This window comes from Zunongwangia sp. HRR-M8, from assembly GCF_027594405.1.
In the GTDB taxonomy this organism is placed as follows: Bacteria; Bacteroidota; Bacteroidia; order Flavobacteriales; family Flavobacteriaceae; genus Zunongwangia.
On the sequence record NZ_CP115161.1, the window covers coordinates 1,957,708 to 1,979,669 of the forward strand.

The following is a 21,962-nucleotide window of genomic DNA, read 5'->3' on the forward strand; positions in this document are numbered from 1 at the left end:
TAAAGAAATAAAACTTAGCAATTTAAAATTATAATCATGGCTAGACGAAGAAGAAGCCAAAGAAGTCGTCGAACTTCTACAGGCATTCAAAGCAGCAATGCAAAAAGAATGGTTAATTCCGCTTTAAGAGCAAAGGGTAAAGGTTCAGTTACAAGAGTTTGGCGACAATCAAGAAACGCGGCAAGAGCCGGCAATATTGGTTTAGCTGTTTCTCTTGGGAACATTGCCAAAAGAAAAGCTGCTTACGCTTCACGAATGAAACGCTAAAAGCTTATGAGATATCAAAACAATAAAAATCAAGGCGGTTTTATCGCTTTGATTTTATTGCTTTTGGTCTTGCTTTTCAGGGATAAATTACCGCAGGAAATTAAATCTTATTTTGAAAAAGATTGTTCATGTGATAATGAAAAGGATAATACTATTACAATCCCCAATAAGCCAGACTTTAAAGCCGAAAATAAGGAAGTAACGGTAAACCGGGAGTTATACGAACGGGCTAACGATACGGACGTTTTGAGCGTTTCCGATTCAATTATTAAACGTCAAATTCTTGACGGTGGTTTTATAAAATTTAGTCAAAATGCAATTTCTAGTTAAAAATATTGGCGTTGTTCTGGTGGTCGTTGTAATTCTATTTAGGGATACTCTTTTCGGAACTAAAAATTTTGGAAGCCGTGAAGATCTGGAAAAGGAAAAGCCCGCATACGGTGCGACCATTTCAGACCTACAAGCCGAAGCCATAGCCGAACAATTATTTAATGTTATGGTTTCTTGGTTCGGTTCAGATTATGACGAATTATTACCAATATGGAAGCGCATAAAAAACGATGCAGATTATAACAAAGTTTATAACGCCTTTAAAAAGCGCCAATATTCGGTAACATGGAAAAACGGGGGCGACCCTATTACATCAGATAAATATGATTTAACCAGTTGGTTAAATTATGAAACAACCGAAGAAACAAGGGCAAAGCTAACAAGCCAAAACCCTAGTGTAACCATTTGGAAAAAGTAAAATGAAAGGAGCATTTAAACTAATTGGTATAATACTGCTATTGCCTATTGCATTGGGTGTAATTGTGTTGCTATTGGCTTTTATAGTCGCACTTAGCCCGGCAATAACAATTTGTTTTGTTAGCTATCAAATCAAAGAATATTTGATTTATCGAAAAAGTTGCAATTCAAAATTGAATGAAAAAAAGTCTTTAAAAAAAGATACAATTTTCGATTATCTACAAATGATGCATAAATAATGAGAGTATTAGATATACACGAATTTAGAGAGTGTGATTCGCAGGGCTGCGGCTATTTTGGCGCATCACGTGGCAATAGAAAACACATAGGTGTTGATTTGGTTGCAAGCCCGGGCGATTACGTTTATAGTCCTTTTGATGGGGAAATAACAAAATACGGGTGGGCTTATGCCGGGGCTAATTACAGATATATAGAGATTACAGGAAAAACCGATAAGGTTAGACTTTTCTATACTGAATTAGATGACGCTTTTGACGTTGGCGATAAAATCCCGAAAGGGCAATTTATTGGCATCGCACAGGATATTGCAGCCCGTTACCCGGGAATAACTCCGCATATTCATGTGGAGAAATACAAGGCTACGGACGTAAATAGAAACAATCCTTTAGACCCTACGGAAGATTTAAAAAAAAAGGAGTTGGAAGTCTAATAGGCTTCTTACTCCTTGCTTTAGCTTCTTTCCTAATATTTCCTTTGATTAAGAGAAAATGAGCGATTTAAAATATTATATCCTTTCAGGCTTTGCCTTTAGTCAAAATATACTAATAGACACGAAGCCGTTATTAAATGTTATCATTTCAGTACTTACAATAGTGCTATTGATTTTAAAAATTGTTGGCAATGTTCGAGATAATAAAAACGGCTTTAGGTTCAGTTTTTGGCGGAAAAACCCCACAGGGGGAAAGCCAGATATTAAATAGTTTAACCGAACTATTAAAAGGGCAAGACCAAAAGAAAAGAGATTTTGAGTTAGCCCTTGAAAAAGAATTTCAAAAAAGGCTAGATAAAGAAATAGAAGATCGTCAAGACGCACGAAGCATGCAAAAAGCTGCTTTAGCGCAAAACGATTTATTTTCAAAACGATTTATTTACGTGCTATCAGCCATCGTAATTAGTATAATGATGCTTGCATTAGGTAGCCTTTTTTACTTTGATATTCCGCAGGAAAACGAAGCAATTGTAAATAGGGTAGTGGATATATTCCAAAATGCCGGGATTACCGTTTTAGGCTTCTATTTCGGTACAATGGCGAAAAACAAAAAAGACAATGGATTATAAAAAAACACCTAAAGAGGTGGTTTATTTGGATTTAGGCGGTGCGGTTTTAAGCTTAGGTGTCGCCATTTGGACAATTTACCAGATTTGGAAAAATTCAAAAGAAGATTAGATAATGATAACATACCAATCGAGAAAAAAAGGCGGTAACGGTACGATAAAGGTTATTGATGTTCAGGGAAATTTAAAAGAATTGCCTTTAAAAGATTACGCTTTATCAGGTTTTGAAGTTCAAGAGGTAGAGAAACACGTTAAGGCTCCTATTGAATTACCTTATTTAAGAAAATTAAATCAATCCTACGCTTATCCTAATACTCAATATACTTGGCTTATTGAAGGTTCTTTTTTCACTCCTGAAACAACTGTTTCTTTATCTGGTGGTGTTGTCGTTGATAATTATGTTTTTATTAATGATAATTTTATAGAAATAACTTTTACTACTTATGAGAGTGGTCTTATTGATTTAACTATAGATAATGGAGTTTCAAAAACTTTTAGTAAGGTTTTTGAGGTTTTTCAAGGTGTTATAACCTTAGTTGATAATACTAATGTTACCAACGTTAATGGTACTATTTATTTCGATCAAGGGAAAGTTAGTGGTATTGGAGATGCTGAAATATTTGCTGCTGATAATACAAATTTTAAAATGGAATTTTATTTCAGCGTGTTTGATGCTTATGGAGATGATATGGAATTAGATGTTTTAGATTCTTCTGGTAATTTAGTGGGCGGTTATCGTTCGAAAAGAGGTTCTAATTATCAATGGATTGTTGATTCTACTGGGGAAACTGGTGTTTCACAAACTAGAATGGCGTCAACTAAAAAGCTTTTAACTATAGATCAAGGTACGCTTAATATAGGTGGAGTTTCTTTTCCTTTAATTGGTGCTTTTAAAATTGTTTATAGGAAAACAACCCCTTTGCAATTTAGATATCAAGCGTACGATATAAAATTTAAAATATTTGAATAATGCAGTTTACTTTAGATTCATTAGCGCACGTAATAGCCTGTTTACAGGAAGAAAATAGCTATTATCAAATTACCCATAAGCCTAAAATTTTATCGGGTAATAAAATGCAATTTCCAGCGCAACAAAACACCGTTTATTTTGGCGTTTTGGCACTCCCTGAAAATGTGAACGCACATTTATTTTATAATGGGGATGAAGTCATAAAAATCGACGATTTAAGCCAAGCTTATCAAACATTTACAGAATGTAAATTTTATGATAATGACGGAAACGAAATAGACGGCAAAGGCTTTTTTAGAGGTTTTATAATTCAAATGCAAACACCATAAAATAAATAAGATGAAGAAACTATTTAGCATTTTAATGCTGACATTCAGCATAGCAATTTCTTTCGGTCAAGACTATTCCGAAGTAAAGAAAATAGACGAAAAAGCAGTAATAACCAATCATAAGGAAATCCCGAAGATTGTAAACAATTTTATAGATGGCTGTAAATATTACGGTGTCGACTATCAGGAGAAAGTTAGAAATCTTAAAGCTATTCGGCTCGTTACTGCTGACCGGAACTTTTTAGCCGGGGAAGAAAACGGAGTAATAACGATAAATAGCGAATTAGCAAATTTCCCAAACCTTTTAAAAATTATCGTCAATAGGCGATTAGGTATATATTTTGGTTTAAAGGATTCCGATAAATTCCCGGACGTTATGAGTACGAAATGGAACATTGACCCAAAAAGCGAATATTACGCATATAACAACCTCGAACGGGGTTTTATGTTGAAACATTTCTATAAAGCTTTAGCGGAAAAGAACCCTTTAGAAAAACAGATATAAGAAAAGCCCCAAATTAGGGGCTTTTTTTTATGGATTGAATTAAAAGAACGACGGCAATAAAAATCATTATACTAAGTACAATTTGTTCTAAATTCATAAAATGTTATCATTTTAAACTTTTTACAGCTGCGGGCCTGGACAGATCCGGCAACCTGCAGAAAAAATTTGTTATCATTAATAAAACTCGCTTTCATCATCACCCAAAACATCTAAATTCCATTTGATTTGATTAAATGTTTCTTTGTGTGCTTTCAGTTGTCTACGAAGCTCTACATTTTCTTTTAGTCTGTTTTCTGCTGTTTCCATCATTTCGGCAAAGCTTTCAATCATTTTAAGAACCGTTTTGCTGTCGGTTTTTTCATCGAATAATTTTTTAGCCTTATCGAGTTCTTCTTGTTGGCGTTCTGTGAGTTTACGAATAAGAATAGCCATAATTAAAGGATTTGCATTTTTATATCTCCGTGAACATTGGATATTTTAGCCCTTTTATTTCGGTTTTGAATTACGTATAAATCAGCCCCATTAATACCCTGTATTAAGCTTTTAGCATCCTTAACGGCTTCCTGTATAGTATCGTATTTTTTATCGAAAAACAGGGATTTACATTGAATTTTAAAATAACTGCCGTGTTGCTCTTTTAGATAAATCCGGGGAAATTCCCCTTTATAATGTTCAACGAATATTTTTTCTTGGGTTTGTGGATGAATCCAAATTTCATCAATTCTAAAAGCGTGTTTTTTTTGAGAAAAACATATATAATCCTCACGTTCATTAAGTTTATTTTCACGCTTCAAAAGTTTAAGGCTTTCAGCATACCAAGCCGAATTTATCCCAATGTTGTAATTTTCCATAAGTTTTGATTGTGTTGATTTTGTTGGTGTGCGCTAATTATAGCCGTATGGGTTTTAATTTGCTCGTTTAGCTTCTTAATGGTGTTCGGTTGCTTTGCAAACTTTTTCCGAAGCTTACGGAGCCTTAAAACCTCTTTTTTTCTTTTATTTATTCCCATAATTCAAATTTTAAATCTTACTTGGCAATCCGGTTTAAGCCTTATTTCTTTTTGTTGGCTGCAACCAGAAAAAGGAAAACCCTAAATTTTCCTTTTTGCTGTTTCAAAATGTAAAGAACTCTTACTTACTCGTGTAAACTCGGAATCGCCTATTTCTACAACCGTTAAAAAATATCTTTTCAATAGGTCAGCTATAACTATGTAGGCTTAGAAAAATAGCTTTAGCGTCATTTTTCTTTGCCTACTGAGTTTATGCGCTGAAGTAGTGCAATGCGATAGCAATTGCGCTAAGTCCTTTTGAAAAGATATTTTAGGTTTGTGAAAGAAATATGCGATTAAGGAGAGTTTGCACGGGTAAGTGCTAGAGTTCTCATTTTGATACGGCAAAAGAACATGCCCCGGCTTTTCCTTTTCTGGTTGGAGCTTCCCGCAGGGCAACAAAAAATAAATACTTCCATCATTGGTGGCCGTGAAGTATGAACGGCTATCAATGCCCCCGAAAGGGATTAAATCAGGGTCGAGTAGGATAGCAGCGTTCCGTTAATAACATACGCTGCTAAGTTTCACTTGTGCAACCTTTTTTGACTTTAATAGCTGAAAACCAACAAACTAGCGAAAAACGATTATTTCGGAAAACCAAACGTATTAATTTATTGATAATCAATACATTAACCCATTACTTAAATAAAAGGTTGAATAAAGTGCATATAACCAACTGTAATACAACTACTTAAACGTTTTTTTAAGAATTTTCTTATAAAAACGCTTGTTTACTCAAAAAAGATGTTAAATTTGCTTTAGAGTTCTTTGAAATACTGCGGTTAGTTTTTTGCATTAAGGAAATTTTAGGACGCACCTAAAATTAAACCTATGGAGTTTTTAACTATTACAGGAAATATCGGGGCTGACGCCGATGTAAAACAACAATCAGAAAATCAGTTTTTAATCCGTTTTAGCTTGGCAGCTACTAAAAGATGGGTAAACCCGGAAACTGGCGAACTACAATCACGTACTAATTGGTATACGATTTTTAGACGAACAAAAAAGAATCCACAAAAATTAATTGATTTATTGAAAAAAGGTCATAAAGTCTTAGTAACTGGCGAACCTTCGTTTAATGTTAACACACATGGCAACGGTGTTAAGGTTGAAGTACTCGTTAACGCTAGAGATATTGAATTACAAACCTTTGATAAATCTGAAAATTCAGTTTCTAACAGTCATTCATCAACCGACGACGATGACCTACCTTTTTAGAAATTGGCTCAAACTCCTTAATTATCTGATTTACGTAATTTGTTTATTCTTGGCAGGATATTTTACACAACAAATTATTGATTTAATCTACCAATTAAGGCTTTAATCGACTCGGTCAAAAAATTAGTCCTAAAATATTCTGAAAACATTTAGTTACGATTTTTCTAAATCTTAACTTTGTCTTCCTGTTGATGTTAAATAACCCATATGCAGAGATGCGTAGTATTTATTTACATTCTAAAAGACGGTCTGCCAAACCGTCTTTTTTAGGGCTAATTTTTGACCTATAATTTATATTATGTAAAATAGAATATTTTATTATCCATTTCTCCTCATATTCTCGTCTATAAACCGAATTAGAACGTTTCTTAAATCTCGCTATTATTATTCCGATGATAGTTTACTAAATTTTCCGGTATAGGAAATATTATCTCGCTGTGAACTATTTACCGATGTATTTGTATTTCCGTTAGAATATAATGTAATATAGAATTGATAATGTTCAGAATCATCATTTGCAGTGAATTCAAACCGAACATATTTCTTATCTTCATTTTCAGTGATTTCCAAATCTTCAGGAATTCCTTCAAATTTTATCGCACCACGATCATTGTAACCACCGCTCATTTGGCGAACACCAAAATACGGCAAGAATACATTAATAGAATCTCTTTTAAATCTTATAAAGTTGGCATTGCCATTTAAGTTTATAGTTCCGCTATTAAAATTTGGATGATTTATAAAGCTCACCGTATTAGCGCGCATAGGATTTGCCCAGCGGTTTTCTATTTCAAATTCTTTCTTTTGAGCGAATAATTTTAAATCTTCATAATTCTTAACTTCAGCAACAGTACTTGCTGAAGAACCACAACTCAAAATACCTAATAGCATTATTATACAACCAACTATTTTTACAGATAATTTTATATTTAAACGTTTCATAGGTTTAGTTAGTTAACATATTATCTAATTAATCACATTTTAATTTACAACTATTGTTCCTCATTTATGCTAAATCCTTACTAAAACAGGATTTAGCTTTTTTAGCCCCATCTTTTTTATTGTATTTTGCAGCATCTAACTAAACTAATTATGGCCGGAAATTCAAACATTGCAATATTTGGCGCGATAGGCGCTAATTTTTTAATAGCTGTAAGCAAATTTACAGCTTCGTTTTTTACAGGAAGCTCAGCGATGATGGCTGAAGGTATTCATTCGCTCGTAGACACCGGCAATGGCTTTCTGCTATTACTAGGGATTAAGCGATCAAAACGTAAACCTACCAAACAACATCCATTTGGTTACGGAAAAGAAGTCTATTTTTGGAGTTTTGTTGTAAGTATACTCATCTTTGCTCTGGGTGGCGGTTTTGCCATTTATGAAGGAATTCATGCGCTTGAAGCTCCTGAAGTCGCCGAAGATCCTACATGGAATTATGCCGTACTTATTGCTGCACTTTTATTTGAAGGTACTGCCCTGGTCCTAGCACTTAAAACTTTTAATAAATCTAGAGCTGGCGCTAAAACAGGTAATTTAATTACCAAAATTACACAAAGTAAAGATGCTGCTACTTTTGCTGTAATTATAGAAGATACGGCAGCGGTTATTGGTTTGGCTGTTGCTTTGATAGGTGTTTTTCTAAGCCAGACGCTCAACAATCCTTATTGCGATGGTATCGCCAGTATCATTATAGGTTGTATTCTTTTATTTGTAGCTACTTTTCTTGCTAAAGAAAGCAAAGGTCTTTTATTAGGTGAAAGTGCCCAACCTGAAATTTTGATAAAGGTTGAAGATATCCTAAATAACAACCCTAAGGTAAAAGAGATCGGACTGCCGCAAACCATGCATTTTGGTCCTGAAAGTATTTTATTAATTGTGGAAGTAGATCTGTATGACGATTTGGAGCTTTTAGACGCTGAAAACACTTTACAAAGCTTAAGAGAAAAAATTAAAACTGAGATTCCCAAAATCAACAAAGTTTATTTGCAAACCACCAACAAGCTTTAGATTTAAGAAAACTTTATGTTTTTGATCGCTCTACCCTATAATTTTAAGGGTTCATAAGGCTTTAATTAACTAATTATTGCGGGAGACCCTATTAATTATAAAATCTTTCACAAAAAAGTGCAAAATACAACTTAAAAACTTGTCTAAATTAGCATTATTAGCGTTCTTAGGTGATTCAAAAAAAGATAATATGGAAACCATTTACCAATTTGTTGCTCTTAGCAAAAGTGAACGTTTACAAAACTTTGTAAATGAGAAGCTTGAGAAGCTTGAAAGAAAATATGACTTTATTACTCGTGCAGAAGTACACTTTAAAAGAAATCACGCCGAGGATCCAAAAGGTTATATCTGTAATATAAAAGTAAGCGTACCAGGACCACAAATTTTTGCAGAATCAAATTCAGATTCTTTTGAAGCTGCTGCTTCCCAAACTGTTAAAGAATTAGATAAACAGTTGGATAAGAAAAAAGGGCAAATGCAAACGCACTAAAAAATTGAAAAACAAAAAAACCTTTCAATATTGAAAGGTTTTTTTGTTTTATTGAATGCCTAAATTAATCCTGAGCTTGCTCTTTTTCTAGACGCTCTTTAAATTCATTTATAATTCCACCTTTTAAAAGGATATTTATCTGGCGATCACTTAGCGTATGCTTAGTTTCAAATTCTTTATTTTCGCCACTTTCTTTTTTTACAATTATCTTAATATTATTTCGCTTTTCTACATCTTCGCGAAGATTTTTAAAGCTTACTGTATCTCCCTGTTCAATCTTATCGTAATCTTCGGCATTTATAAATTCTAATGGTAAAATACCAAAATTAACTAGATTTTGCCATGCGATACGCGCGTAACTATTTGCAATAACCGCATGTTGTCCTAAATATTTTGGAGCAATTGCAGCGTGCTCACGGCTAGAACCCTGCGCATAGTTTTCTTTAGCTACAACAATGTGGCCTCCCTCCTTTTCTTTAGCCTCCATTGCTCTATCGTAAAAAGACTCATCGATTACCGTAAAAGTAAACTTACTTATTTCGGGAAGGTTACTTCTAAAAGGTAAAACTTCAGCGCCTGCTTTTAAAATTTCATCTGTAGAAATATTATCGCCCATTTTCAATAAAACCGGAACCTCAATTTCATCAGCTAAAGGCTCAATTTCAGGAAGAGATTTTATGTTTGGTCCTTTTTCAAGACTTACCTCTTCTCCATTATCTGCTGGCGGAAGCAACATATCTTCGTTTATAATTTCGATCTCAGGAGCCTCAAACTTAGGATATTTCATATCGTAAATTTCCTCTAAATCTCTAGGATCTGTAATTTCACCTGTTAGTGCTGAAGCTGCCGCGGTTTCCGGACTTACCAAATGTACCTGATCATCTTTTGTACCACTACGATCGGGAAAGTTTCTAGGCATCGTTCTAAGACTTATTGTTCCTGAAGCTGGAGCCTGTCCCATACCTATACAACCCATACAACCAGATTGGTGAAAACGCGCACCTGCTTTTATTAAATTGGCAAAAGCACGATTATCAATCATATTCTGGATCATTTGTCTAGAAGTTGGATTAATATCCATAGACACATCTGCATTTACAGATTTATCTTTAACGATTGCACCGGCAATCCAAAAATCTCTTAATCCAGGGTTCGCAGAAGATCCTATAACAACCTGACTAATTTTTTTACCTGCAACTTCTTCAATAGGAACAACATTTCCCGGGCTTGTAGGTAATGCAATTAAAGGAATTAATTCATTTAAATTAATTTCTTCATGAAGATCATATTCACAACCTTCATCTGGTAATAGTTCTACCCAATCGTCTTCGCGTTGTTGGGCTTTTAAAAATTTCTTTGTCTCGTGATCACTAGGAAAAACAGTTGTTGTAGCCCCCAGTTCTGCTCCCATGTTGGCTATAACATGTCTGTCCATCGCACTTAGATTATCTAATCCAGGGCCATAATATTCAATAATTTTCCCAACGCCACCTTTTACATCATGTCTACGTAACATTTCCAAAATAACATCTTTCGCACTTACCCAATCCGGTAATTTTCCGGTAAGCTTTACTCCCATCACTTGTGGCATCTTCACATAGTAAGGTTGCCCGGCAATCGCTGCTGCAACATCCAAACCACCAGTACCAATTGCAAGCATTCCTAGTGAGCCTGCAGCCGGAGTATGACTATCAGATCCAACCATAGTTTTGCCCGGTTTTCCAAAGCGCTCCATATGTACTGGGTGACTTACACCGTTTCCCGGTCTACTAAACCATAGTCCGAATTTTCTTGCTGCGGAAAGTAGAAATTTATGATCATCGGCATTTTTAAAATCGGTTTGTAAAAGGTTATGATCTACATATTGCACAGCAACCTCAGTTTGAGCCTTTTTAAGCCCCATCGCTTCCAGTTCTAACTGAACAAGTGTACCAGTGGCATCCTGAAGCAAAGCTTGATCGATTTTTATTCCGATTTCTTTACCGGCCGTCATCATATCTCCTTCTAAGAGATGCTCTTTAATAAGTTTTTGAGTGACATTTAATTTTGACATAGTTAGTTTTCTTTTATCCTTTAATTTAAGAAATACACTTTTAAGGAGTGAACTCTTTAACAATACGTTATGCTGAAACCATACAATTTTCTCATACCATTTAGAAAATTGATCTTGTTTAATTTTAAAAAGAAAGCATAAAAAACCCTGCATCTTCAATTATTGAATTAGCAGGGTTTTTCTATCCTATATGTCGGATAATTATATTTCTTATTTTGCTCTACTCAAATCGTTTAAGATATCGACTTGCTGACCTTCTTCTACATTAAATGCAGGTTTTCCTTTTCTTGGGAAAAAATAACTAAACTCATCTTCAAAAGCACTCCAGCTTTCAGCTAATCCAAAATCATCGTTTTCACGCTTCATTTCAGGACGCTTAAAAGTATTTAAATCTGAATCGTATGAAGATCCAACAGCATCATCTCCCGGGAATAACATACCGCCATTGATTTCAGAATAAACTAAAACCGACGCTCCTCCATTTCCTGGTAAGTCGATTACTTTAATCCCAAAATGTTTCAGGTCATTAGCCTGCGTCATGATATCTTTAGTTTTAAAATCGTCTTTAAAATTATTTCTTGGATGCGCATAAATAGGAGCATTATTTGCATCTTTAGAAATAGTCTTAAGATCTGCATAAGCATTATCTAAAATGCCATCACAGGTAATTAGCAGACCCTTGATTTGATAACCTTCATCAATCAATTTTTTAACTGCTGCTTTGGTTTCTTCTTCTACAACATCAATTAAGATAATATCACGACGATTGATGTGTCTTATAGCATATCCCTGATTGAATACGCCATCTTTCTCTTTTCCTTTAATTAAGAATGTATCTGGAATAAGTTTTAAAAATTTACCAGTTTCGCCTTGCAGAATATATTCAGCAGATTGGCTATGCAGTACCTCCATTTTATCAACAGTCTTCATATTGTAAATTGATTTTTTTATTAGTTAGTTTGAAGATACAAACCAATGCGAATAACGACAAAAGTGTTTAGATGGGTTTAACTCGTATTTAGGAAAGCCTTAACTCAGCCCGAAATTTCTTGATTCTATAAAAACAAAAAGCCGCCCAAATGGACGGCTGTATATTTTCAATAAGCAAAACTACAATTTAGTTTTCTGTAGTGTTTTGTTCAGCTTCTTTCTTAAGTTCTTCATTAGCTACAATCGCTAATTCTACTCGCCTATTTTTAGAACGACCTTCGGCTGTAGTATTATCAAATTTTGGTTGTGCTTCACCATACCATTTAGTTTCAAATCTACTGGCCGAAATACCATGGCTGGTTAAAAAATTAGTTACCGCCTGTGCTCTGTTCTTAGAAAGCGTAAGGTTGTAACTTTCGCTACCAGTATCATCGGTATGTCCTTCAACTAAGATATTAGTATCTGGATATTCTTTGAAGATCCCGACTAATTTATTTAAGGTTTCTTCAGACTTTTCATTAATATTATATTTTTCTGAAGCAAAATAAACACCGCTATTTTCATCAAAGGTTACATTGATACCTTCACCTACACGTTCTACCTCCGCTCCTGGAACTTCAGTTTCGATTTTCTTAGCCTGCTTATCCATCCTATTACCAATATAAGCACCAGCAGCACCACCAACAACACCGCCTATTATAGCGCCTAATGCACTATTACCATCACCGGTATTGTTTCCTATTACTCCACCAATGGTTGCTCCACCCGCAGATCCTATTACCGCACCTTTTTGTTTATTATTTGCATTTTGAATGGCATCGCATCCAACGAGCATACTTGCAGCAAAACAAACCGCCATTATTTTATTTAAAGTCCTCTTCATATTTATTCTATTTATTTAACTGATTCTTATTTTGTAAACATCATTCTTATTACGAATGGAGAGCCTTCTAAGGTTACAGTTTGCTCCCAAACCATTGAATTTTCAGAAAGATTCACCAAATTCAATCGAAAACCCTGGTCGCCATTAGTAGATTTATATTTTTCATTTACCGGTTTAAGTAAGAAATCGTACATTCCACTAGGAGTATTTTCTTCATCTATAGACCAGATAAAGTTTCTATTACCAGAAACACAATCTAAACCAGATACCTCGTAAGTTCCGCGATTATTATTGGACACGAAATCCCAAGTACTTCCTTCAAAACAACTGGCCGATGCATCGTTGAATAAAGTCACGTTAAACTGTCCCGTATTATTTGGATAGGTAATATTGGTTAGCGTCCAGTTACCATCAAAGGTTTTTCTTGCTTCTTTGGCAACTTTACTTGGCCCTCCACATGAAACCAACAGCACTAGAAGTGCGAAAATTGAAATTACTTTTTTCATTATAGTAGTTATTATTCATAAAAAACAATGCAGCACGCCAATTAAGAACGTCGCCGCATTGGATAAGTTATCTAGTAATTTTATTATCTTCTAAAAAGCCTGCTTATTAGAGATATTACAAGTAGCACAACAAAGATGTAAAATATAATTTTAGCAATATCAGTTGCTCCTTCAGCGATTCCACCAAATCCAAAGATTGCCGCAACAATCGCAATAATTAAGAAAATAACAATTAGACGTATCATATTAGTTTTTTTTTGATTAGCTAAGTCTAAATTAGTTCAGGTATGCAGCGCTAGCAAAAGATTATTAATACTTTAACAGAGGTGTTGTTAACAAATCTTAATTAAATAAGAATAAAAATCTTATTTACTAATATTCTATTAATTCTATTAGTTTTTGTCTGAAACGTTGATAGGGTAAATAGTTTTTCTCTAAAATGGAAGCAAAAGGTATTGGAGTTTCTAAACTTCCCACTCTCAAAACCGGAGCATCTAAAAACTCGAAACAATATTCAGAAATTTGAGCACTAATTTCTGATGCTATACTCCCAATTAAAGAATCCTCGGTTAGAATAATTACTTTTCCGGTCTTTTTTGCTGAAGCGAAAATCGTTTGAGTATCCAAAGGTTGAAGTGTTCTCAAATCAATAACATCAATATTATCGATATGTTCTTCATCGATAATCTTTAATGCCTCTTGTAAAGCTGCACCATAACTAATAAGACTAAGTTTTTCTCCATTTCTTAATAGATTAGCTTTTCCGATCTCAGTTTCATAATAACTTAGAGGCACTTCTTGTCTTTGTGTTCTATACAAAGCTTTATGCTCAAAATATAAAACAGGATTTGGATCGTTTATTGCGGCTATCAATAATCCTTTAGCATCTTGGGCATTTGAGGGATAAACTATTTTTAACCCAGGGACTTTAGTAAACCATGCTTCGTTAGATTGACTATGAAAAGGACCCGCGCCTACCCCCGCTCCACAAGGCATACGTATCACCACATCGGCATTTTGCCCCCATCGATAATAAGACTTAGCCAGATAGTTAACTATAGGATTAAAACCAGAACTTACAAAATCTGCAAATTGCATCTCTACTACCGCTTTCATTCCTTTTATGGATAAACCGGCTGCAACTTCTATAATTCCGCTCTCACAGATAGGTGTATTTCTTACGCGATCTTTACCGAATTCTTCAATAAAGCCTTTGGTAATTTTAAATACCCCTCCATATTCAGCAATATCTTGTCCCATTAGAATGAGATTAAGATGTTTTTGCATCGATAATCGCAAGGCATCACTTATTGCATCTATAAATCGAATTTCTTTTTTTTCTTCTGAAATTTTATAATATTGATTTTCAGTATTTTTAAAAATATCATTTAACTCAATACTTTCACTGAAATCCGGTAAATGGTCTTCTGAAGAAATTGATAAATGCTCTTCAATTTCTTGTTTTATCTCCCATTTAATATGCTCCGCCCAATCCCAATTTAAAACACCAAGATCCAAAAGATGCTTCTCATATCTTACAATAGGGTCTCTTTCTCGCCAATGCGCTAAATCCTGGTCAGGGACATAAGCAGTTCCGCTAGCTTCTTCGTGACCACGCATTCTAAATGTTTTAAACTCGATTAAAACAGGACGCGGATTTTCGCGAATATCGCTAGCAATTTTAGACAACTTTGTATGAATCTCCAATATATTATTGCCATCTACTATATGTGCTTCCATACCGTATCCTTTTGCTCTATCAGCAAGATGTTCACATCTATATTGCTCGCTTGTAGGTGTGGATAATCCATAACCATTATTTTCAATACAGAATAATACCGGCAAATCCCAAACCGAAGCAATGTTGAGCGCCTCATGAAAATCTCCTTCACTTGTTCCGCCTTCTCCCGTAAAAACGGCTGTCAATTTTTTTTCATGCTGAAGTTTATGCGCAAGTGCAATTCCGTTTGCAACTCCTAATTGCGGACCCAAATGGGAAATCATACCAATAATCTTATATTCCTGCGTACCAAAATGAAAACTTCTATCCCTACCTTTTGTAAAGCCTTTTAGTTTACCCTGCCACTGAGAAAACAATCTATGTAAAGGAATATTCCTACTTGTAAAAACACCCAAGTTGCGATGCATGGGAAGAATATATTCATCTTCATTAAGAATGGAAGTTACACCAATTGCAATAGCTTCCTGCCCAATACCACTAAACCATTTACTTACCTTCCCCTGTCGCAAAAGAATTAACATCTTCTCTTCTACTAAACGAGGCTTCAGTAATTTTTTATAAAGATCTATTAGGAAATCTTGTGGGTATACTTCAGAATCAAAAATCATATCTGTAGCGTTATACAACATATAAAAAAGGTATATTCAAATGTAGCAAATTAGTAAACGACCTTGCGCTCTACTTTAAAATAAATCGTAATTATTCATTTTAATTACTTAATTTTAAAAGCATAAACAGATATTTTATTCCTGTTAGATTTATCCTTTTTTCATTAAGTTTGTAAGCCTTACCAAAAAATAAGAGAAATAAATGGCAATGACGAATATACCAAGTGTTGATCTTGCAGACTTTATATCTGGGGATGCTGAACGAAAACAAAAGTTTGTTGATGAAATAGGAAAAGCCTATGAAGAAATTGGATTTGTAGCACTTAAAAATCATTTTTTAAGCGACGACCTTGTATCTGAACTATATAAAGAAGTAAAGTCATTTTTCGATCTTCCATTAGAAACGAAAAAAAAATACGAAATTGAAGGTTTAGCAGGACAGCGCGGATATATTTCCTTTGGCAAAGAACACGCGAAAGGAAAAAAAGAAGGTGATTTAAAAGAATTTTGGCATTTTGGGCAAGAGCCGGCTGAAGATGCAAATTTAATAGAGAAATATCCTGAAAACGTTCATGTAGACGAATTACTCGATTTTAATCACACAGGTATGGAGGCTTACCGAATGTTAGAAAAAACCGGAATTCACGTTTTACGCGCTTTAGCACTATACATTGGTTTAGAAGAAACTTACTTTGATCATTGGGCAAGTAATGGTAATTCAATTTTAAGACCTATTCATTATCCTCCAATTACAAAAGAACCAGAAGGTGCTGTTCGTGCAGGAGCCCATGGTGATATAAACTTAATTACCCTTTTAATGGGAGCTTCTACCGGGGGATTGCAGGTGTTACGTAAAGATGGCGAATGGATTGATGCCATACCAGCAGAAGACGAATTGGTGATTAATGTTGGGGATATGTTAGAGCGCCACACAAATAACAAATTACGTTCTACCATACACCGGGTTATTAATCCACCTAAAGAAAAATGGAGCGAACCTCGTTATTCTATTCCATTTTTTATGCATCCAAGAAGCGAGATGCCTTTAAATTGTTTAGAAGAATGTATAGATGAAGAAAATCCAAAACATTACGAGGATATCACAGCTGGAGAATTTTTGCATCAGCGACTTGTTGAAATTGGATTATTGAAAAAGTAAAAGATTTATGGCCAAAAAGAAACTAGGACTAGAGAATTTAGGCGGATTTGTTTTTTCTACTAATGATGAATTTGATGATAGTCAATACGTAGATAGTGAAGAACAAGAAAACCTGGAACCAAAAGATCAGCGTCTGGAAGCTCATTTTAGCAATAAAGGTCGCGGTGGTAAAACCGTTACCATTATTAAAGGTTTTGTAGGACCCGAAGAAGATCTTGTCACCCTTGGTAAGTTTTTAAAGAAAAAGTGTGGCGTAGGAGGGTCTACAAAAGATGGCGAAATTATTATACAGGGTGATGATCGCGATAAAATAATGCAAATCCTGAAAAAAGAAGGATATAACGTAAAGCGCGTAGGCGGATAAATTTGGAAAAAAAACCTTTACATATTATTAATGGAGATAGCCTTGCAGAAAGTGTTGCAGCGCTAGATCTACCCGGTCAACAGATCATTTGGCGTGAGATGCTATGTGAAGGCCCAACAACACAGGAAGTTGGATCTGATGATTTTATTGAAATAAGATCTAATTTTCTGCAGGATTACTATGGTATTTCAGCGCAGGATTATCAAGAAAAATTTGTTTCAGAACTAAAAAAATTGGCAGAATTAGAAGATTATGATCATATTATTTTATGGTTTGAATTTGATCTCTTTTGCCACGTTAATGTTTTGGCAACTATTAGTTTTTTAACCGACAAGAAGAACAACACACCATTTTATCTGGTATGTAGTAAAAAACTTAAAGGAGATAAAAAACTTACTGCGCTATCTCAACTTTCAGAAAAACAACTTTTAAAACATTATCAGAAAAAAATTTTATTGATTGAAAATGATCTTGAAGTTGCCAATCTTATGTGGGAATTATACTGTGGCAAAAATCCTAATTTACTAAAGCGACAGATTACAACAATTACAAATTTTGAATATCTATCCAGTTGCATTCGGGCGCATGTTGAACGCTTTCCAAATACCGTTACCGGTATTAATTCTTTAGAAAAAAATATCCTTCAACTCATTGAAAAGTACGAAATACATAATTTCACCCAACTCTTGGGATATGCTTTAGAGTATCAAGGCTATTATGGATATAGTGACCTACAAATGAAGAGAATATTAGAGAAACTATCTATTTTTTACGCTGCTGAGGGCGATAAAATTAAACTTACCGAAAAAGGTCATTTGGTACTAGATGGAAAAAAGAACTTTTATAGAGAATTAAAGAATGACGACATATTTGGAGGTTCCAAAATGTATGATTTTCTTTACGATCCTGAAGTTCACCAATTATTAAAACTATAGCATGAGCTTAAAAGCTTCTGAATTTATATTGAATGAAGATGGCAGCATCTATCATTTAAATTTGCGACCAGAACATTTGGCAGATACAGTAATCACGGTAGGAGATCCCGACCGCGTAGACCAAGTAACCAAACATTTTGACGATATTGAATTTAGCGTCAGAAAACGTGAATTTCATACCCAAACAGGAACCTATCGAGGAAAGCGAATCACTGTAATTTCTACCGGAATAGGTACCGATAATATTGATATCGTTTTTAACGAACTTGATGCTTTAGTAAATATTGATTTCGAAAAAAAGCAAGTTAAAAAAGAATTGAAATCTCTGGATATCGTTAGAATTGGAACTACCGGAAGTATTCAGGCTGAAATACCGATAGAATCATTTTTACTAAGCGAGAAAGCCGTTGGTTTCGATGGTTTGCTTCATTTTTATCAAGCCGATAAATTCTTAGATGAAGACTTTTCTGAAGCCTTTGTAAAACATATGGATTGGAATGCTAAAAAAGCGACTCCGTATGTTGTTGAAAATAGTAAAACACTTCAGGAAAAATTAGATTCAGAAACAATCTATAAGGGCGTAACCGCTACAAATATTGGTTTTTACGGCCCACAGGGACGCTCGTTGCGTCTTGCTTTACAAGACGAAAAAATGAACGATAAATTGGCTAAATTTAAATTTCAGGATCAAAAATTAACGAATCTTGAAATGGAAACTTCTGGCATCTATGGCATGTCGAAACTTTTAGGGCATAATGCCGTTTCTATGAATGTAATTTTAGCAAATAGAGCTACTGGAGAATTTACTAAGACTCCAAAAGAAACAATGGAAAAACTTATTATATATTGTTTAGATAAGCTTGCTAATTGACCTTATTTAACAGAAAATTAGAAGCTGAACATAGCTCAACTTTGTATTTTTGGTCAAACAAGTGAACCAAAAAATGCAACAACCAACCGAAGATCGATTTAGACATCGGGATCTTAACTGGCTATTTTTTAATGAAAGAGTTTTACAGGAAGCAGAAGATAAAATAAATCCGCTTTTTGAAAGAATACGTTTTCTAGCCATATTTTCTTCAAATCTGGACGAATATTTTAGAGTTAGAGTATCCCAACTTCGACAAATGAAACGAGTTGAGAAAAGTATTCGAAAAAAACTGGATTTAAAGCCTAACCGTCTCACTAAACAAATTTTAAAAATTGTAAAAGAGCAGCAGGAACGTTTTGGTGATATTTACACCAAGCAAATACTGCCAGAGCTTTCTGCTAATGATATTCACCTTATTGATTCAGATCATTTTGATAATAAGCAACAACAGTTTGCAAACCACTATTTTGAGCATAGTGTAAAAAATCATCTTGAAATGAAAAAGATCAAGTTATCGACTGATAATGATCTATTTCTTGATAATGCTATGATCTACTTTTTAATTAGTTTTAAGAATGAAGATCATTTAGGAATAGTAAATATTCCGGTAGCCCAATGCGGGCGATTTGTATATTTTGAGCATGGTAAAAACATGCTTACCTATTTAGATGAAATTATTAGAAGCGAATTACCCTGCTTATTTCCGGAAGATGAAATTACAGGAATTTACGAGATAAAATTAAGCAGAGATGCAGAGCTTTATATTGAAGATCAATATGAAGGTGTTTTAGCTGAAAAGATTTATAAAAGTTTAGATCAACGAGCAGATGGGCAACCTACAAGGTTACTTTACGATGCTAAGATGCCAAAAGATCTACAAAAAAAAGTTAGAAATCTGTTGAAGTTGGGCAAAATAGACATGATGCCCGGAGGAAAATATCATAATTTTAAAGACTTTTTATCACTAAAAGATCCTACCGGAAATCCTGAACTTCAATTTGGAAAGCAACCTCCTATTCCGCATAGCATATTAGAGCATTCTGAAAATTACTTCAAAACAATTAAAGAAAAAGATCAATTAGTTCATTTTCCATATATGTCTTTTCATTATGTTGAACGATTTTTAGATCAAGCGGTAAAAGATAATCAGGTTACTCACATAAAGATATCATTATATCGGGTAGCCGATAATTCACCTTTAACCAGTAGCTTATTAGAAGCTTTAGAAAAAGGAAAGAATGTAACGGTTTTTGTAGAAGCAAAAGCACGATTTGACGAAGAAAATAACATTATTTGGGGAAGAAAATTAGAAGAAAAAGGCGCTAACGTTATCTATAGCTATCCTAAAATTAAGGTACATTCTAAAATAATGATGATTACCCGCCAAGAGGACGAAGAGGTAATTAATTACTCTTATATAGGTACGGGAAATTTTAATAGCGAAACTTCCAAGATTTATTGCGATCATGCCTTATTTACAGCTAATAAGGATTTAACAAAAGAAATGTCTCGCCTTTTTATGGTGCTTGAGGGAGAACTAATTGTGCCCAGAGAAAAACATTTGTTAATCTCCCCATTTTCAACTCGCCAGAAATTTACTACCTTAATTTATAACGAGATAGAAAATGCCCGAATGGGTAAAAAAGCAAAAATTACTGCTAAAATGAATAGTTTGGAAGATTACGAAATTATTGATCTTCTTTACAAAGCTAGTAAAGCCGGTGTCGAAATTCGACTTTTAGTAAGAGGTTTTACATGTTTGATCCCAGGAGTTGAAGGTTTGAGTGAAAATATTTATATTACAAGTATTGTAGATCGTTACTTAGAACACGGCAGAATTTATCTCTTCGAAAATGGCGGAGAAGAGTTAATGTTTTTCGGAAGTGCAGATTGGATGAATAGAAACCTTGATCGTAGAATTGAAGTAGTTACTCCAATTTACGACGAAGATATTTTTGCTGAATTAAAAGATATTCTTACAATTCAACTTAGCGATAACGTGAAAGCTAGAATTCAGGATACCGGGGAAAACAATCGGTATGTTAAAACTGAAGAAGGAGAAAAATATAATCGGTCTCAATATTCAATTTATGAATACCTCAAACAAAAACATACATTATGAAAACTCTTAAAGTAGGTGGAGTCCCCGAACACTTTAACCTTCCATGGCATTTATGCATAGAAAATGAAGAATTCAAAAAAGAAGACATAAATGTTATCTGGAAAGATTTTCCTGATGGTACGGGAGCAATGACCAAGGCGCTGCGTAATGGAGAAATTGATGTTGCTGTGTTGCTTACTGAAGGTGCTGTAAAAGATATAATTTCTGGAAATGAAGCTAAAATTGTGCAATCTTATATTGCTTCACCCTTAGTTTGGGGAATTCATGTAGATGCCAATTCAGAATATAATACGATAAAAGACCTTGAAGGGAAAAAAGCAGCCATTAGTCGTGTTGGCTCTGGTTCTCAATTAATGGCTTATGTGAATGCACAAAATCAAGGTTGGGATATTTCAAATCTTGATTTTGAAATTGTCGGCGACATTAACGGTGCAATAAAGGCATTAAAAGAAGGTCGTGCAGATTATTTTATGTGGGAACATTTTACTACCAAACCTTTAGTAGATAACAATACTTTTAAAAGAGTAGACGACTGCCCTACTCCGTGGCCATGTTTTGTGATTGCTGTAAAGAACGAAATACTTCGACTTGATTATAGTGATGTTCGCAAAATGATGGATATTGTAAATGCGAAATCCGCCGAAATTTTAAATATAAAGGGAATTGATAAAATTTTTGCTGAACGCTATGGCCAAAAAATCGAGGATATCAGGAAGTGGATGGAAATTACCACATGGAGTCAACATCAAATCTCTCAAAAAGAATTAGAAAAAGTACAACAGCAACTACTTCAGCTTAATCTAATATCGAATACTATCGATAATTCTTGTATTCTATATAATTTATAAGCGCTAAGATTTTTAAAAAAGACTAAAAAGGAAAAGAATTTGAATTGATTTTTTTCCTTTTTTTA

At 34.2% G+C, this 21,962-nt stretch carries 26 protein-coding genes; 17 read left to right on the forward strand and 9 right to left on the reverse strand.

The annotated features are described in order from the left end of the window. Window positions 1-36: 36 nt before the first annotated feature. The 8 genes from PBT89_RS08435 to PBT89_RS08470 all read left to right on the forward strand — a co-directional run bounded on the left by PBT89_RS08435 (window position 37) and on the right by PBT89_RS08470 (window position 4,114). Window positions 37-267 carry a hypothetical protein gene (locus tag PBT89_RS08435; RefSeq protein WP_270061510.1) on the forward strand — a complete coding sequence of 77 codons (231 nt, stop codon included), beginning with the start codon at window positions 37-39 and terminating at the stop codon, window positions 265-267. A 6-nt stretch (window positions 268-273) separates the two neighbouring features. Next, complete coding sequence (locus tag PBT89_RS08440; protein WP_270061511.1) at window positions 274-597, forward strand: hypothetical protein; 324 nt, start codon at window positions 274-276, stop codon at window positions 595-597. Next, window positions 581-1,015, forward strand: coding sequence for a hypothetical protein (locus PBT89_RS08445; protein ID WP_270061512.1), 435 nt, complete (start codon window positions 581-583; stop codon window positions 1,013-1,015). Before PBT89_RS08440 ends, PBT89_RS08445 begins: the two co-directional genes overlap by 17 nt. Window positions 1,016-1,252: 237 nt before the next feature. Then, a complete protein-coding gene (locus PBT89_RS08450; RefSeq protein WP_270061513.1) occupies window positions 1,253-1,684 on the forward strand; it encodes a M23 family metallopeptidase in 432 nt (143 codons plus the stop codon). 191 nt (window positions 1,685-1,875) lie between these two features. Next, a complete protein-coding gene (locus PBT89_RS08455) occupies window positions 1,876-2,313 on the forward strand; it encodes a hypothetical protein (RefSeq protein WP_270061514.1) in 438 nt (145 codons plus the stop codon). Between the two features lie 112 nt (window positions 2,314-2,425). Further along, window positions 2,426-3,280 (forward strand): hypothetical protein, encoded by an 855-nt coding sequence (locus tag PBT89_RS08460; RefSeq protein ID WP_270061515.1) that lies wholly within the window; start codon window positions 2,426-2,428, stop codon window positions 3,278-3,280. Beyond that, entirely contained in the window at window positions 3,280-3,609 is a 330-nt protein-coding gene (locus PBT89_RS08465; protein WP_270061516.1) for a hypothetical protein, read from the forward strand. Before PBT89_RS08460 ends, PBT89_RS08465 begins: the two co-directional genes overlap by 1 nt. Window positions 3,610-3,619: 10 nt before the next feature. Further along, window positions 3,620-4,114, forward strand: a complete 495-nt coding sequence (locus tag PBT89_RS08470) for a hypothetical protein (RefSeq protein WP_270061517.1) — start codon at window positions 3,620-3,622, stop codon at window positions 4,112-4,114. Between the two features lie 174 nt (window positions 4,115-4,288). Here the strand turns inward: PBT89_RS08470 and PBT89_RS08475 are convergent, their stop codons facing one another. Further along, window positions 4,289-4,546 (reverse strand): hypothetical protein, encoded by a 258-nt coding sequence (locus tag PBT89_RS08475; protein WP_270061518.1) that lies wholly within the window; start codon window positions 4,544-4,546, stop codon window positions 4,289-4,291. Window positions 4,547-4,548: 2 nt separating this feature from the next. After that, on the reverse strand, window positions 4,549-4,965 hold the full coding sequence (locus tag PBT89_RS08480; RefSeq protein WP_270061519.1) for a hypothetical protein: 417 nt from the start codon (window positions 4,963-4,965) through the stop codon (window positions 4,549-4,551). A gap of 1,028 nt (window positions 4,966-5,993) precedes the next feature. On the opposite strand from PBT89_RS08480, the gene PBT89_RS08485 reads away from it, so the two are divergent. Continuing rightward, window positions 5,994-6,380 (forward strand): single-stranded DNA-binding protein, encoded by a 387-nt coding sequence (locus PBT89_RS08485; RefSeq protein WP_270061520.1) that lies wholly within the window; start codon window positions 5,994-5,996, stop codon window positions 6,378-6,380. Window positions 6,381-6,764: 384 nt separating this feature from the next. Here PBT89_RS08485 and PBT89_RS08490 read toward each other — a convergent pair whose 3' ends face one another. Continuing rightward, complete coding sequence (locus PBT89_RS08490; protein WP_270061521.1) at window positions 6,765-7,322, reverse strand: DUF4251 domain-containing protein; 558 nt, start codon at window positions 7,320-7,322, stop codon at window positions 6,765-6,767. A 150-nt stretch (window positions 7,323-7,472) separates the two neighbouring features. Here PBT89_RS08490 and PBT89_RS08495 point away from each other — a divergent pair, with 150 nt between their 5' ends. Together PBT89_RS08495 and hpf are read left to right on the forward strand one after the other, a co-directional pair. Next, window positions 7,473-8,387 carry a cation diffusion facilitator family transporter gene (locus PBT89_RS08495; protein WP_270061522.1) on the forward strand — a complete coding sequence of 305 codons (915 nt, stop codon included), beginning with the start codon at window positions 7,473-7,475 and terminating at the stop codon, window positions 8,385-8,387. Between the two features lie 190 nt (window positions 8,388-8,577). Then, window positions 8,578-8,877, forward strand: a complete 300-nt coding sequence (gene hpf / locus PBT89_RS08500; RefSeq protein ID WP_270061400.1) for a ribosome hibernation-promoting factor, HPF/YfiA family — start codon at window positions 8,578-8,580, stop codon at window positions 8,875-8,877. A gap of 64 nt (window positions 8,878-8,941) precedes the next feature. Here hpf and PBT89_RS08505 read toward each other — a convergent pair whose 3' ends face one another. The 6 genes from PBT89_RS08505 to PBT89_RS08530 all read right to left on the reverse strand — a co-directional run bounded on the left by PBT89_RS08505 (window position 8,942) and on the right by PBT89_RS08530 (window position 15,598). Then, window positions 8,942-10,930, reverse strand: a complete 1,989-nt coding sequence (locus PBT89_RS08505) for an aconitate hydratase (protein ID WP_270061523.1) — start codon at window positions 10,928-10,930, stop codon at window positions 8,942-8,944. Window positions 10,931-11,140: 210 nt separating this feature from the next. Beyond that, window positions 11,141-11,860: an MBL fold metallo-hydrolase gene (locus tag PBT89_RS08510; RefSeq protein WP_270061524.1), complete on the reverse strand. Its 720-nt coding sequence runs from the start codon at window positions 11,858-11,860 to the stop codon at window positions 11,141-11,143. Between the two features lie 187 nt (window positions 11,861-12,047). After that, window positions 12,048-12,743: an OmpA family protein gene (locus PBT89_RS08515; protein ID WP_270061525.1), complete on the reverse strand. Its 696-nt coding sequence runs from the start codon at window positions 12,741-12,743 to the stop codon at window positions 12,048-12,050. 26 nt (window positions 12,744-12,769) lie between these two features. After that, complete coding sequence (locus PBT89_RS08520) at window positions 12,770-13,249, reverse strand: lipocalin family protein (protein ID WP_270061396.1); 480 nt, start codon at window positions 13,247-13,249, stop codon at window positions 12,770-12,772. An 83-nt stretch (window positions 13,250-13,332) separates the two neighbouring features. After that, on the reverse strand, window positions 13,333-13,494 hold the full coding sequence (locus PBT89_RS08525; protein ID WP_092540888.1) for a DUF1328 domain-containing protein: 162 nt from the start codon (window positions 13,492-13,494) through the stop codon (window positions 13,333-13,335). A gap of 127 nt (window positions 13,495-13,621) precedes the next feature. Further along, the gene (locus tag PBT89_RS08530) at window positions 13,622-15,598 is read right to left on the reverse strand and encodes an alpha-ketoacid dehydrogenase subunit alpha/beta (RefSeq protein WP_443089614.1); all 1,977 of its coding nucleotides are present in this window, start codon (window positions 15,596-15,598) and stop codon (window positions 13,622-13,624) included. 208 nt (window positions 15,599-15,806) lie between these two features. Here PBT89_RS08530 and PBT89_RS08535 point away from each other — a divergent pair, with 208 nt between their 5' ends. The 6 genes from PBT89_RS08535 to PBT89_RS08560 all read left to right on the forward strand — a co-directional run bounded on the left by PBT89_RS08535 (window position 15,807) and on the right by PBT89_RS08560 (window position 21,897). Further along, window positions 15,807-16,757, forward strand: a complete 951-nt coding sequence (locus PBT89_RS08535) for an isopenicillin N synthase family dioxygenase (RefSeq protein ID WP_270061527.1) — start codon at window positions 15,807-15,809, stop codon at window positions 16,755-16,757. A gap of 7 nt (window positions 16,758-16,764) precedes the next feature. Beyond that, window positions 16,765-17,121: a translation initiation factor gene (locus PBT89_RS08540; RefSeq protein ID WP_270061528.1), complete on the forward strand. Its 357-nt coding sequence runs from the start codon at window positions 16,765-16,767 to the stop codon at window positions 17,119-17,121. Window positions 17,122-17,123: 2 nt separating this feature from the next. Beyond that, window positions 17,124-18,056 (forward strand): DUF1835 domain-containing protein, encoded by a 933-nt coding sequence (locus PBT89_RS08545; RefSeq protein ID WP_270061529.1) that lies wholly within the window; start codon window positions 17,124-17,126, stop codon window positions 18,054-18,056. A gap of 1 nt (window position 18,057) precedes the next feature. Beyond that, complete coding sequence (locus tag PBT89_RS08550; RefSeq protein WP_270061530.1) at window positions 18,058-18,927, forward strand: nucleoside phosphorylase; 870 nt, start codon at window positions 18,058-18,060, stop codon at window positions 18,925-18,927. A gap of 73 nt (window positions 18,928-19,000) precedes the next feature. After that, window positions 19,001-21,049, forward strand: a complete 2,049-nt coding sequence (gene ppk1, locus PBT89_RS08555; protein ID WP_270061531.1) for a polyphosphate kinase 1 — start codon at window positions 19,001-19,003, stop codon at window positions 21,047-21,049. Next, entirely contained in the window at window positions 21,046-21,897 is an 852-nt protein-coding gene (locus tag PBT89_RS08560) for a substrate-binding domain-containing protein (RefSeq protein ID WP_270061532.1), read from the forward strand. Before ppk1 ends, PBT89_RS08560 begins: the two co-directional genes overlap by 4 nt. The last annotated feature ends 65 nt before the right edge of the window (window positions 21,898-21,962 follow it).